Here is a 12975-nt window from a genome sequence, read left to right as displayed (position 1 = left end):
CTCAGTTCTCCCGAATTGTGGATCGTGGGTCGATGAGAGCGAGCACCACGTCGACGATGAAATTGATGAGAAGGACGATGGCGCCGTAGATCACGACCAGTGTCTGGGCGAGCGGGTAGTCCTTCTCGGTGATGGACTTGACCAGCGCCATGCCCATGCCGGGCCAGGCGAAGATGCTCTCGATGAGCACGGTGCCGGCAATCAGACCACCCAGGAGGAGTCCGGCGAGCGTCAGCGTCGACGTCATGAGGTTGGGCATTGCATGACGGAAGTAGATTCGTGCCACGGGCATTCGCTTGGCGCGCGCCGTACGGATGTAGTCCATGTCCAACACGCCGAGTGCCTCTGCACGGACGATGCGCGACATCGAGGCGATGGCACCGATCGACATGGCCGCGACCGGGAGGATGTAGCTTTCCGGTCCACCTCGGCCGGCGACGGGCAGAACAGGGAACGTGACGGCAAAGAGGTAGACCAGCGCCGTACCGAACATGAACTCGGGGATCACGGCGATGGTGCCCGACGTTGCGGTGTAACCGATCTCGACTCCGCGTCGTCGACCGTTGCGGGTCAGTGCAGCGAAGATGAGGCCGATCGGAATGCCCACTAGCAGCACCGTGACGACTGTGAGTACAGCCAGTTCGAGTGTTGCCGGTAGGCGGGACGCGATCACCTCGAAGACCGGAGTCCTCAAGGTGATCGAGTCACCGGGATTCCCGCTCAGCAACCCGCCGACGAATCGGAAGTACTGCTGCCACAAGGGAAGGTCGTAACCGAGCTGAGACCTCGTTGTCTCGACCAGTTCGACCGGTGCGTTCATTCCCAGTGCCAACCGAACCGGGTCTCCCGGAATCAGTTGGAGCATCAGGAACGCCGCAGTCACCAGCGCCCAGAGTGAAATCACGAAGGTGCCGAAACGGCGCAGAAGATATGCGGGCCAGCTGTCGGACTCGAGCCACTTTGCTCGAGCCTGAGGCGCCGCTTCTGGTTTCGCGGCTTCAATAGTTTGACTCATGGGCTGTCTTTCCGGAGGGCGGGATGCTGGGGCGGGAAGATATTTCGGAGTGGGCGGACGGCCTACTGGTAGAGACGCAGCGCAGAACCGTTGAGCGACTTGCCGAATGAGAGTCCGGCCTTGTTGAAGTACACGTTCATGACGGAGTCTGCGAAGGGCACGGCCGCGATCGTCTTGGTGAGCTCCGACTCGGCGTCGGCCCAGGCGTCACAAGCGTCGCTACCGGTCAGACCGGAAGCCTTGGTGGCTGCTGCTTCGTAGGCGGGGTTGCTGACCGATCCGAAGTTCTTGCCTGCTGCGGGAACCGGCCCGGCAAAGTACGCAGTGAAGGTGCTGGGCAGCGAGGAGTTGACCTGGACCCAGGCGATGTCCCAGGCAGAGTTGTCCTTGCCGCTCAGAATGACGTCGATGATCTTGTTCGAGTCGCCCCCGGTCACCTCGACGTTTGCGCCGAGTTCGGACCACGCCGACTGAGCAAGTTCGGCCGCCGCGTTGCGCGGATCGTCGGTGCCGTCGTACACGAGGCGGAGATTGAGCGGCTTGCCATCCTTGCTTCGCTTGCCGTCAGCGCCGGCGGTCCAACCAGCGCCGTCCAGTGTTGCCTTGGCGGCAGTGAGGTCGAAGTCCGGAATGTTGCCTGCGACAGAGTCGTAAACGCAGGCGCGCGGTTCGACGGCGACGAGGCTGGTTGCCCGGACCCCGTGTCCGGCGGTGATGACCTGAGTGAGGTCGTCGAGATCGACCGCTTGGATCAGGGCCTTGCGCACTGCGGGATCGCTGGTGGGATTACTCGCGATCTGGTTGAAGTACATCTGGCCTGCCGGCAGAGGCCGACCGACGGAGTCCAGATTGGCTGCCGCGACGCGGTCCTTGTCCGGACCGGCGATCGGAGCTGCGTTGAGTTCACCCGAGAGCAGCTGATTTGCGGCGGTGCTCACGTTCGGCGACATGGCGGCGACGACCGTCTTGGGGACGCCCGGGGTGTCGGAGGTCGTGCCGTCGGGGCCCCAGTTGTAGCCCTCGCGACGCTGGAACGTGTAGTGGTCGTTGGCGGCAACTTCGGTGACTTCGAACATGCCGGTGCCGAGCGACTTCTTGTTCGACGCTGTCGGATCTTTCAATCCGGCCTCGCACAGGATCGGCAGGCGACCGACGTTGAGAAGAAGGAACGGGCTCGGCGCCGGAGTGGTCACCGTGACAGTGCGCGTTGCAGGATCGGCAGTCGCAGTGGCGCCGGTCGGTACGGAGGACCCGCGCAACTGTGAACCGTTGTCCGGGTTGGCCACGAAGTTGATGTTGTCCGCGACGGTCTGCGGTGTCAGCGTCGATCCGTCGGTACAGGTCACCCCGTCACGGATGGTGAAGGACGCCGAGGTCGGGGTCTCCTCCCACTTCTCCGCCAACCACGGTCCGACTTCACTGGTATCGGGATCCTGGTAGATCAGGTAGTCGTACGCCAAACGCGACAACTCGGCGGTCGCCGAGGCGGCCGACATGATCGGGTTGAGAGCACCCGGATCGGCCTGCAGGGCGAAACGGAAGGTCCCGTCGGTGGCCGGTTCACCGCCACTGGCGCCCGAGGACGTGCCTCCCGAGCCACAAGCAGACAACACAAGCGTGAGCCCTGCGGCTGCCGCAAGTGTTGGATAGAAGCGGTGTTTCATGGTGCCTCCGTGATGGAGCAGGGGCCCGAGCGAAAAACGTGAGGGCGCGGTTGAGTGTTGACTGCTAAATCTTGGCGCATGACGTGACGCGCATCTCTGTCGATCCTCACGAAAATCGGGTCGATTTTCGTCCGCTCCCACGAAAACCGTCAGGATCAGTGAATACCTGTCCGTATACCGACAGCGACCGGCGAAACACGACGATTTCCCCGGTCGCTACCGGCGGTCTACTGGTACAGGCGCAGGGCCGAACCGGTGAAATTACGGCCGAATGCGAGACCCGCATTGTTGAAGTAGAGAGTCGTGATCTTGTCGGCAAAAGGTACCGCGGAGTTTGCTTTGATGATCTCTGATTCGGCGTCTGCCCAAGCGGCACAAGCATCCTCGCCGGTCAGTCCCGAAGCCTTGGCGACGGCTGCGTCGTAGGCCGGGTTGGAGATCGACGAGAAATTGAGTCCCGCAGCTGGCACCGGACCGGAGAGGAAGGGTACGAGCATGCTGGGCAGCGCGACGTTGATCGGCTCCCACGCAACATCCCACGCGGTGTTGTCCTTGCCGCTGAGTGCTACATCGAGGATCTTGTTCGAGTCTCCGCTGGTGAGTTCGACAGTTGCGCCCAGATTGTTCCAAGCGTTGAGTGCGACGTCGGCGGCAGCATCGGTCGAGTCACCGAACGTTTCGTAGACCATCCGAAGTCGGAGCGGTGTGCCGTCCTTGCTGCGCTTACCGTCGGCACCGATTTTCCAGCCCGCTGATTCGAGAGTTTCTGCGGCTGCGCTGGGATCGAAGGCCGGCAGGTTTCCGGCGACAGAGTCGTAGATGCAGGCCCTCGGTTCGATGGACACCATCGTGGTAGACCGGGTTCCGCGGCCGGCGGTGAAGATCTCGGCGAGGTCGTCGAGATTGAGCGCCTGGACAAGGGCTTTGCGCACGGCCGGATCGCTGGTCGGATTACCCGGGCTGTGATTGAAGAACATCTCGCCTGCCGGAGCCGGCTGCTTGACCGTGTTCAGGTTCGCGGCATTCAATCGGTCCTGATCGGCGCCGGAGACGGCGGCGGCATTCAGATCACCGGACAACAGCTGATTCGCAGACGTACTCGTATTGGTCACGATGGACGCGACGACATTCTTGGGCACTCCGGCAGTGTCGGAGGTAGTGCCGTCCGGTCCCCAGTTGTATCCGTCGCGCCGAACGTAGGAGTAATGATCGTTGGCGACTGCCTCGGTCATCTGGAACATGCCCGATCCGAAGGTCGTCTTGTTTGCCGCCGTCGGATCCTTCAACCCTGCCTCGCACATGATCGGAATCCGCGCCAGATTGAGGAGCAGGAAGGGAGAGGGCTCCGGAGTCGTAACCGTCACTGTCCGTGTTGCGAGGTCGGCGTTGGCAGTTGCAGTTGCCGGTGCGTACACCCCGCGGAGAGCGGATTTGTTTGCGGCGTTCGTGATGAAGTTGACGGTGTCTGCGACAGTCTGAGCAGTCAGGGCGGATCCGTCGGTACAGGTGACGCCGTCGCGAATGGTGAACGACGCGGAAGTAGTTGTCTCTTCCCATTTTTCGGCGAGCCACGGCTTGGTGACGCCGGTATCGGGATCTGGGTTGAGTAGATAGTCGTAGCTCAGACGTGCCAGTGCGTGTGCCGGTGAAGCGGCAGTCATCAGCGGATTCAGTGCCCCGGGGTCGGCCACGAGTGCAAACTTGAAGGTGCCGTCGGTGAGAGGCTCACTCCCACCAGAACCTGATGAGCCACCCGACGAGCATGCGGTCAGGGCAAGAACGGTGCCCGTTGCCGCGGCCAGTAGTGCGTAGGACCGTTGTTTCATGGTGCCTCCGGAAGGTGTGGTCCCGCCCGAGTGACGCGAGGTCTGTCGGGTCAGGAGCAAAAGACGATTGCTTGAATCTTCACCCAACAAAAGAACGAGAACATCGTCCGGATTTACGAATGTTTCGTGAGACTTGGTAGATCGCTACAACATTGTCGGATGGAAGAGGCGAAGCTGGAGCATCAGGCTGAATCGAGTTTCCGGATCATCGAGATCGATGCCGGCAATCCCGGCAAGCTTCTTGAGGCGGTACCGGAACGTGTTGACGTGGATGTGAACCAAGGACGCAGCAGCCGGAATGTCGCCGAACGTGTCGAGCCAGGCGCGGAGAGTGTCGACAAGGTTGATGTCGTGACTGCGGTCGTACTCACGCAGTACCGCGAGCGGACCCGATGCGGTCTCGTTCTCGTCCGCCAGGGAGTCGGAGAGGCGCAGAAGTAGGGAATTGATCTGCACGTCGTCGGCGCGCGCGACGGTCCGGCCCGAGGAATTCCACGTCGACCTCAGAACGCGAAGCGCTCGGTCGGCTTCGTCGCGTGACTTCTCCAGCGTCATCACGTCGGCCACTGTCGCACCGATTCCGATGACCACCGACTTTTCCGAACGGGAACGGTCTGCAAACTCCGACGCGATCCGACGCACGTAGTCGTCGTCGGTCTGGTGCCGGGTGTGTGGGATGACGGCGTAGACGGTGCCGCCGATCGCTGCCGCCACCGACAGCGGAAATACTTGGTCGAGATAGGTATTGAGTGTCAGGGCCAGTTGATCGACATCGGCTTCGGCCTCCAACGATGCACCGGCGCCGCTACGGAAGCCGGCCGCAAGTACGTTTGCCTTCGAGCGGCCGTAGCCCAGTCGCTCGGCCGCTTCCTTGGCTGAAGTGCCGCCACTCAGTAACGTGATCACCTCGCCCAACCTCAGCCGTCGTGCCGAATCCGCGGCCAGCTTGGCGCGAAGCAAACTCATCGCGGCCACGCCCGCCGCCTCGACGAGCGTTTTGACCTGCAATTCGTTCGGCTCCTCGTCCAAGATCACCCAGATCGAACCGAGGATCTGCGATGCCGCATGTATTCGCATGCCGACGCGGGGCCTGATGCCCGGCCCGATACCCGGTAGAAATACCGGCAGGGTAGAGCCGTAGATCTTGTTGAAATACCCCATTGACCTGAGCCGATCGGAATAGTGCTGCGGCACTTGATGTCCGAGGACACTCTGCTTACGTGCCTCGTCGCCGAAGGCTTGATCCGCCGAGAACGCGAGGATCCGGCTCGACTGATTCTCGATGGTGACCGGGCCGTTCAATACCTGAGCGATCGAGTTGGCAAGATCGAACAGGTCGGCGTCGGCGGCCGACGTGCGGTCCCCGTTGTTGCCGGATTCGAGGATCTCGTTGATCAACGACGCGCTTTGCAGCCAGCTTGCATCCTTGACCATTCCGAGGAGTGCGACGTCGGTGTCGGCCACCGCCTTCTCGACGAGGCCGTCGAAGTCCAGGGGCTCTTTGACGATCAGCGCTACCGCACCTGCCGAGCCGTATTCTCTTACCGCCGTTGCGATATCGGCCGAACCGGCGAGACCTGCGCCGAGTACGACGGCGCCCGCACTGTCCTGGGTAGCTTCGGACCCTTCGTGCAGGGTCACGCGGCTGACAGTGCGGGCGCCGTCGACGGTGTCGCCACCGCTGAGGAACGTCATTCCCAGTCTGTCGACGATGTCGACGATCGATACTCCCGTAGGTGTGGTCACCACCACACCTTAGGGGGAGCGGGGTCGATCAGTTGTCTGGTTGCCCTGCTCAATTGCTGGGCTGCTCCGCCACGGCCTTCTCGACGAACCGGCGGGTCTGATCGAACGCCGCGGGCACCTGGACGGAATCGGTCATGTCACTGATCTCGGACCACCGTTCGGCGACGACCTCGGGGGAGAGTGCGCCTTCGGGGATGTAGACGCCCTGCGACTCTTCCATGCGAGCGATCGCGAAGACGCCGGCGCCGGCGCTGAGGATGGTCTTCGTCGGTGCGTCATCGGAGACCATGAACAGTGCGCCGGGTGAAATCGATTCGGGTGCAAGCAGAGCGAGAGTCTTCTCGTCGAGGAGGTCTTCGGTCATGCGGGTCGCGGCGGTCGGGGCCAGCGAGTTGACGCGGATGCCCTTGCGTTCGCCCTCAATGGCGAGAACGTTCATCAGGCCGACGACGCCGGACTTCGCGGCGCCGTAGTTCGCCTGGCCGAAGTTGCCGTAAATTCCCGATGCCGACGTAGTCATGAGGATGCGTCCGTAGTTCTGTTCGACCATGTGCGGCCAGACTGCCTTGGAACAGATGACGGAACCCATCAGATGCACGTCGATGACTTTGCGGAAGTCGTCGAGCTCGGCCTTGATGAACGACTTGTCGCGCAGGATTCCGGCGTTGTTGATCAGGATGTCCACGCGGCCCCACTTGTCCACGGCCGTCGCGACCATGGCGGCAACGGCGTCGACGTCGGTGATGTCGCAGTGGTCCGCGATGGCCTCGCCGCCCAGCTCGACGATTTCCGCCACTACTTTGGCTGCTGCGGTATCAGCGCCGCCACTGCCGTTGACCGAGCCACCCATGTCGTTGACGACGACGCGTGCGCCGCGTGCGGCGAGGGCCAATGCGTGTGAACGGCCGAGTCCGCCGCCTGCGCCCGTGATGATCGCTACCTTGCCGGAAAAATCCAACGACATTGGAAAACCTCTCTGATCTGGGATACTACTCAGTATTACTATGCGATGGCGTGGAAACAGTCAAGGGCCGGCAGGCAGTGTGAATGGGAGTGGAAGTCGAATGAGTAGTGATCTTCCGGACGTGCGATCCGCGATCATCACCAGCGCCGCCGACGCCTTTGCCGAAGACGGTTACGCGGCCACGACTGTAGATTTACTGGCCGATCGAATCGGCGCCACCAAAGGTCTTGTCTACTACCACTTTCGTTCCAAGTTCGACATCTACCTGGCAATCTACGAGCGCGGGATGAGCCTGCTCCGCGCTGAGGTCGAGTCTCGGATGGGCGGGGCAGAAAGCGGCCTCGCGCGTCTCGAAGCGATGTCGCACGCCCACCTGGTCAATCTCATGACACATCTCGGGTACCACCACACGATCCACCAAGGTGTCCGGGGCCAGATGAACTCCGCGCTCAAGCCGAGGCAACAGCAAGTCCTCGTGGAACTGAATTCGCTGCGACTCGACTACGAGAATCTGTTCGTCGACGTGATGACCGAAGGTGTCGCGGATGGTTCCATTCGTGCGGGCTCACCTCGAATGGCGGCAAAAGTCCTCCTCAGCAGTCTCAACGGCATCGACCTCTGGTACCGAAGGCGTGAAGGGCAGACGTTGGCGGAGACGGAGTCGTTGGCGGACCAGATCGTCGAACTGTTGATCGGCGGATTGCGCGCTGCGAACTGACTGAAAGCTGCATTCGTCGAGCGGGTTTTCTCCGACCGGTTCGTGCTGTCCTGCGGCTTGTCGTTCGGTTTGTCGTGCTCTGACAGTCGGGGTAGCATGTTGGCGTCGTGCGCGGACTTGCGTAGGAATTCAGGGAAGAGGAGGTGTGGCTGTAATGCGTGGCCAACCTCCGAGTACCAACTGAAGCTGTAGCCGCCCGGGTTGATCCGGTATTTTGCTGCAGCTTCATCGTGTGTTCATCGGCTTCGGCTTTGCTGTGAAGCAAGCGTCGTCGTTCACTCTTCCCTCGAAAGCTGTTCAGCATGCGCGAATTTCGTCGTTCACGTTCGGTACTGCCGCGTCGTTCCGCGGGGCTCGGTGACTCACATCCCGGACACTCGCGTGCCGCACGCACCGTCGTCAAGGCTGCCCCGCCCGAGGCGGTGGCGCCCGTCGAATCGACCGTCGTCAACAGCGGCGTGTACCGCGACGGCGAGCGGATAGCGTCACCGTCCACGCTGGCGGAAGCACTGTCATGCCTTCCGGATTCGCAGTCGATGGCGTGGATCGGCATGTACCGGCCCGACGACGCCCAGTTGTATGCCGCTGCACAACATTTCGACCTCCACGAACTGGCGGTCGAGGATGCGATCGTCGCGCACCAGCGCCCCAAGCTCGAGCGCTACGGCAAGACACTGTTCGTGGTCCTGCGTGCTGCGCGGTACCGCGACGAGACCGAGCGGGTCGAATTCGGCGAGTTGCACATCTTCTGTGGTCCGAACTTCATTCTGACCGTCCGTCACAGTGAATCGCCGGATCTGTCGGCGGTGCGGACTCGCATGGAGAACGATCCTGACCTGTTGCGGTTGGGTACCGAGGCCGTTCTCTATGCCATTCTCGACGCAGTCGTCGACGGGTACGCCCCGGTGGTGGCCGGACTGCAGAACGACATCGACGAGATCGAAACCGAAGTATTCAGTGGCGATCCCGGAGTTTCGCGTCGCATCTACGAACTGACCCGTGAGGTGATCGAATTCCAGCGGGCGACGCGTCCGCTGCTGGGAATGCTGCGTGGGTTGTCGGCAGGGTTCGACAAGTACCACACGGACGAGGAACTCCAGCGTTACCTCCGCGACGTCACCGACCATGCGACGACTGTGGTGGAGCGGGCCGACGGCTTTCGTCAGTTGCTCGGAAACATCCTCACGGTGAACGCAACTCTGGTGTCGCAGAACCAGAACGAGGAGATGCGCAATCTGACGCAGGCAAGCTACGCGCAGAACGAGGAGATCAAGAAGGTCTCGGCGTGGGCGGCAATTCTCTTCGCGCCGACGCTCATCGGAACCGTGTACGGGATGAACTTCGACGACATGCCGGAACTGCACTGGCACTTGGGCTATCCGTTTGCGCTCTCGATGATGTTCCTGACCTGTGGAAGTCTCTACACGATCTTCAAGCGTCGGGGCTGGCTGTAGAAAGCGCCGGCTGTAGAAAGCGCTGTGCGCCTTGCCAACCGAGATCGGTTGGCAAGGCGCACAGGTGTTTTTCGGGAGGGCGCTCGAATCAGAGCGTTGCGACGCAGACCGTGAACTTACGTTCCGGGTGCTCGAATCCCGAGTCTGCCCCCGAACCGCATTCGTCGATCGACGTGGAGTTCTGCAGGATTTCGACGACCTCGACTACATTGGTGCCGCTGGTATCCGAGCATTCGATGCGGGCGGGCTCATCCATTCCGCTGCCGAGGTCCATGCATCCGCCGACTACCCAGTCGACGTCGAGACAGACAGCGCCCTGCTCGTCACCCGCGAGGGTCTCGTAGTAGTACGAGTCGACATCGGAGGCACACAGATCAGAGGTGGGAACCTTGGCGACCACCTTGTAGTTGGAATCCTTGCTACCGCAGTCCGCGTTGTCGATTTCTGCGGCCGTCGTGGTGCCTCCGAGCTTGACGCAATCACCGATCGACACGTCGATGTCGACGTCGCCGCCGTCGTCCGAGCCCTCCTGGCCGGTGATCTTCGAGGTGGTCGGGGCCGCGGAGGTAGTGGTCGAATCGGCAACCGAGGAAGATGATTCCGCAATGGCTTTCGGCTCGATGTCGGAACCGCAACCGACGGTGAAGGCGGCGATTGCAGAAGTTGCGATCACCGCAGTGCAAAGTCGCCGGACGATTCCGGACATAAGGACCCCTTTGTTGATTCTTGGATAATTCTGTTGGTTCGTGGATTGTTCGGGACCTATTCCAATACATCGGTAGTCGAATTGCCAACCGGACTGTCAGTATGGGTAGGTGGAGCTACCCCTGATGCCGCCGCTTGCCCCGATGCTCGCGAAGGCTGCGGCCACTGTGCCGCCTCAGCCCGAGTCCGGTGACCCGACGTGGTCGTACGAGCCGAAATGGGACGGATTTCGAGCAATCATCTTTCGTGACGGTGACGAAGTGGTGCTCGGATCGCGAGGAGGAAAGGACCTGGCGCGGTACTTTCCCGAAGCGGTGGAAGCTGTCAAGTCTGAATTGCCCGAAAAATGTGTCGTGGACGGAGAACTGGTGGTTCCCCGTGAGATCGACGGTGTGACGCGTCTGAGTTGGGAAGCGCTCTCCGAGCGGATTCATCCCGCCGCGAGCCGCGTCGCATTGTTGTCGGAACAGACGCCAGCGCAATTTGTCGGGTTCGATTTACTGGCGCTCGGCGATCGCGACGTCTCGATCGAGGACTTCGGGGTCCGACGTGCGCTGCTCCTCGATTGCATCGGTGGCGGGCCGAGTTGCCACGTCACGGCAGCGACGGCAGACAGCGCCGAAGCAATGGCCTGGTTCGAAACCTTCGAAGGCGCGGGTCTCGACGGGGTTGTCGCCAAGAAGCTGGCGGGACCGTACCTGCCGAACAAGCGCGAGATGATCAAGGTGAAACACGCCAGGACCGCGGATGTCGTACTGCTGGGCTACCGTCCCCACAAGAGTCAGCCAGGTATCGGGTCGATGCTTCTTGGTCTGTACGACGGTTCCGAATTGAAGATGGTCGGTGGCGCTTCTGCTTTCACCGCGGCGCGGCGGATCGAGTTGTTGGCCGAACTCGAACCTTTGCGCCTCGGGGACGACGTTGTAGCCGAGGGAGAGGCCAGCCGGTGGAGATCGGCCGCAGACCGCTCCTGGATTCCGCTTCGTCCTGAGCGGGTGCTCGAAGTGGCGTACGACCAGATGGAAGGGGAACGCTTTCGGCACGCTGCACGATTCCTGCGCTGGCGTCCGGACAGGGTGCCCGACGAATGCACATTCGATCAGTTGGAGGTTCCGGTGCGATACGACTTCGCGGATGTTCTTGCAGGCGGTAAGTGATGGCGAGCCCGGCAGAGGAACTGGACGTCGACGGGATCGCGGTCCGATTGTCGAGCCCGGACAAGATCTACTATCCGCAGTTGGGTGAGGACGGCGGAACCAAACGGCATCTTGTCGAGTACTACCGAACGGTGGCGCTGCAGGGTGCAGCGTTGCGGGCGCTCCAAGATCGGCCAACTCATCTTCAGCGATTCCCCGACGGCATCGAGGGCGAAGAGGTTTACCAGAAGCGGCTGCCGGCAAAGCGGCCCGAGCACGTCGAATCCTGCGAGGTCACGTTCCCGTCGGGTCGCAAGGCTGACGTCCTTCGAGTGCGAAGTGCTGCGAACATCGTGTGGGCCGCCAATCTCGGGACTGTCACGTTTCATCCCTGGGCCGTGCGGTGCCCGGACACCGACCACCCGGACGAACTGCGCATCGATCTCGATCCGCAACCGGGGACCGGGTTCGACGAGGCCGTTGCCATCGCGGACGAGGTCCTTCGCCCTCTGCTCGCCGAGTTGGGATTGGAAGGATTTCCCAAGACGTCCGGTGGCCGAGGCCTTCACGTCTACATCCCGCTCGAGGCGCGCTGGGATTTTGTCGAGGTCCGCCACGCGGGTATCGCCCTCGCCCGTGAAGTCGAACGTCGTAGTGCCGATCGCGCCACCACGGCGTGGTGGAAGGAAGAGCGGGGTGAACGGATCTTCATCGACTTCAATCAGAATGCCCGTGACCGGACGATCGCGGCGGCGTATTCCGCTCGTAAGACGCCGATCGCAACTGTGTCGACGCCGGTGACCTGGGACGAACTGCGCGACGTGCATCCAGACGACTGCACCATCGCCACGGTTCCCGGCTTGCTCGCCGATCGTGGTGATCCGATGGAAGCCATGCACGACAAGGCCTTTGCCCTCGATGTTCTGTTGGAGATGTGGGAGAAGGATCTGGCGGCAGGACTGGGCGATCTGCCGTACCCGCCGAACTATCCCAAAATGCCCGGTGAACCCAAACGTGTTCAACCGAGCAAGGACCGCGATCGGAAGAACAAAGACGGGTAGCGTCAGAGGCGGACATATCGGGTAATTCGATCAGACGTCGAATGTACGGTCACGTCGAATGCACTGTGGGGGTTGGATATGGATCGCCGGAAAATGCGAGCAGCAAGCTTAGCGGCGGGTGGCGTGATTCTTGCCGCCTTCGGATTGTCACTCGGTAGCGGAACAGCGTCGGCCGCGACGTTGGATTGTTCGGCGCGCGGCCAAGATCAGACGATCGTCGACGGGTCATCCGCATGCCGAGCGGTGGCAGATCCCTCCAGTTACGCGATTTCACACGTGGAGGGCGATGGCGTCGGCGTCGCCGATTCGCGAGACGGCGGCAGGTCGGCGGGCGTCGGACTCTTCGGCGGCGTTGCTGCAGCGGAGTCGCGCGGTGGGCTGCTTGCCGCCGTCGCGTACGGCCCGGGTTCGCTCGCACTCGGTCGCACCGACTCCTCACCATTTGCCGTCGTGCTCAGTGGGCCTGGTGGCAGAGCGGCAGTGGGTGACGCGGACGTCGGGGCGATCTGCTCAGGTGGTCCCACCCTTGTTTTCAATATCGCCACAGGTCAGGGATGTTTCAGCGACGGCACTTCGACGTGGGTCACCCCGTGAGGGCACCCCGGCCCTGAACCTCTTGCGTGACAGTGGTCACAATGGTGTCAAGCTCCTGCCACCGATCGGGTGACCGGGCAACTTGATCAGCG

At 61.9% G+C, this 12975-nt stretch carries 11 protein-coding genes; 5 read left to right on the top strand and 6 right to left on the bottom strand.

What is annotated here, in order from left to right; translation table 11 throughout:
- Position 1: 1 nt before the first annotated feature.
- The 5 genes from BH682_RS24165 to BH682_RS24145 form a co-directional block, all read right to left on the bottom strand.
- A complete protein-coding gene (locus tag BH682_RS24165) occupies positions 2 to 1015 on the bottom strand; it encodes an ABC transporter permease (protein WP_003940249.1) in 1014 nt (337 codons plus the stop codon).
- 62 nt (positions 1016 to 1077) lie between these two features.
- Entirely contained in the window at positions 1078 to 2679 is a 1602-nt protein-coding gene (locus BH682_RS24160; RefSeq protein ID WP_030535172.1) for an ABC transporter substrate-binding protein, read from the bottom strand.
- A gap of 227 nt (positions 2680 to 2906) precedes the next feature.
- Positions 2907 to 4505 carry an ABC transporter substrate-binding protein gene (locus BH682_RS24155; protein ID WP_075834346.1) on the bottom strand — a complete coding sequence of 533 codons (1599 nt, stop codon included), beginning with the start codon at positions 4503 to 4505 and terminating at the stop codon, positions 2907 to 2909.
- Between the two features lie 144 nt (positions 4506 to 4649).
- Positions 4650 to 6251 (bottom strand): PucR family transcriptional regulator, encoded by a 1602-nt coding sequence (locus BH682_RS24150; RefSeq protein ID WP_075835460.1) that lies wholly within the window; start codon positions 6249 to 6251, stop codon positions 4650 to 4652.
- A gap of 49 nt (positions 6252 to 6300) precedes the next feature.
- Entirely contained in the window at positions 6301 to 7215 is a 915-nt protein-coding gene (locus tag BH682_RS24145) for an SDR family NAD(P)-dependent oxidoreductase (RefSeq protein WP_007731375.1), read from the bottom strand.
- A 100-nt stretch (positions 7216 to 7315) separates the two neighbouring features.
- Here BH682_RS24145 and BH682_RS24140 point away from each other — a divergent pair, with 100 nt between their 5' ends.
- A complete protein-coding gene (locus BH682_RS24140; RefSeq protein WP_007731377.1) occupies positions 7316 to 7933 on the top strand; it encodes a TetR/AcrR family transcriptional regulator in 618 nt (205 codons plus the stop codon).
- 302 nt (positions 7934 to 8235) lie between these two features.
- The gene (locus tag BH682_RS24135; RefSeq protein ID WP_007731382.1) at positions 8236 to 9387 is read left to right on the top strand and encodes a magnesium and cobalt transport protein CorA; all 1152 of its coding nucleotides are present in this window, start codon (positions 8236 to 8238) and stop codon (positions 9385 to 9387) included.
- An 88-nt stretch (positions 9388 to 9475) separates the two neighbouring features.
- Here the strand turns inward: BH682_RS24135 and lppU are convergent, their stop codons facing one another.
- The gene (lppU, locus tag BH682_RS24130) at positions 9476 to 10093 is read right to left on the bottom strand and encodes an LppU family putative lipoprotein (protein WP_007731384.1); all 618 of its coding nucleotides are present in this window, start codon (positions 10091 to 10093) and stop codon (positions 9476 to 9478) included.
- A gap of 109 nt (positions 10094 to 10202) precedes the next feature.
- Between lppU and BH682_RS24125 the strand changes: the two genes are divergently transcribed.
- The 3 genes from BH682_RS24125 to BH682_RS24115 all read left to right on the top strand — a co-directional run bounded on the left by BH682_RS24125 (position 10203) and on the right by BH682_RS24115 (position 12883).
- Positions 10203 to 11249, top strand: a complete 1047-nt coding sequence (locus BH682_RS24125; protein ID WP_003940354.1) for an ATP-dependent DNA ligase — start codon at positions 10203 to 10205, stop codon at positions 11247 to 11249.
- The gene (ligD, locus tag BH682_RS24120; RefSeq protein ID WP_003940248.1) at positions 11249 to 12289 is read left to right on the top strand and encodes a non-homologous end-joining DNA ligase; all 1041 of its coding nucleotides are present in this window, start codon (positions 11249 to 11251) and stop codon (positions 12287 to 12289) included. The genes BH682_RS24125 and ligD overlap by 1 nt, the downstream gene beginning before the upstream one ends.
- 78 nt (positions 12290 to 12367) lie before the next feature.
- Complete coding sequence (locus tag BH682_RS24115; RefSeq protein WP_037128623.1) at positions 12368 to 12883, top strand: DUF6764 family protein; 516 nt, start codon at positions 12368 to 12370, stop codon at positions 12881 to 12883.
- Positions 12884 to 12975 lie beyond the last annotated feature (92 nt).

Source organism: Rhodococcus sp. YL-1 (assembly GCF_001942025.1).
GTDB lineage: Bacteria > Actinomycetota > Actinomycetes > Mycobacteriales > Mycobacteriaceae > Rhodococcus_F > Rhodococcus_F qingshengii.
The sequence above is the reverse complement of the archived record's forward strand: the minus strand, read 5'-3'. Positions and strand labels throughout refer to the sequence as shown.

What these genes read in the sequence shown, in the direction of transcription:
- BH682_RS24165 (WP_003940249.1), bottom strand. Translation starts at nt 1,015, where the DNA reads ATGAGTCAAACTATTGAAGCCGCGAAACCAGAAGCGGCGCCTCAGGCT.
- BH682_RS24160 (WP_030535172.1), bottom strand. Translation starts at nt 2,679, where the DNA reads ATGAAACACCGCTTCTATCCAACACTTGCGGCAGCCGCAGGGCTCACG.
- BH682_RS24155 (WP_075834346.1), bottom strand. Translation starts at nt 4,505, where the DNA reads ATGAAACAACGGTCCTACGCACTACTGGCCGCGGCAACGGGCACCGTT.
- BH682_RS24145 (WP_007731375.1), bottom strand. Translation starts at nt 7,215, where the DNA reads ATGTCGTTGGATTTTTCCGGCAAGGTAGCGATCATCACGGGCGCAGGC.
- BH682_RS24140 (WP_007731377.1), top strand. Translation starts at nt 7,316, where the DNA reads ATGAGTAGTGATCTTCCGGACGTGCGATCCGCGATCATCACCAGCGCC.
- BH682_RS24135 (WP_007731382.1), top strand. Translation starts at nt 8,236, where the DNA reads ATGCGCGAATTTCGTCGTTCACGTTCGGTACTGCCGCGTCGTTCCGCG.
- lppU (WP_007731384.1), bottom strand. Translation starts at nt 10,093, where the DNA reads ATGTCCGGAATCGTCCGGCGACTTTGCACTGCGGTGATCGCAACTTCT.
- ligD (WP_003940248.1), top strand. Translation starts at nt 11,249, where the DNA reads ATGGCGAGCCCGGCAGAGGAACTGGACGTCGACGGGATCGCGGTCCGA.
- BH682_RS24115 (WP_037128623.1), top strand. Translation starts at nt 12,368, where the DNA reads ATGGATCGCCGGAAAATGCGAGCAGCAAGCTTAGCGGCGGGTGGCGTG.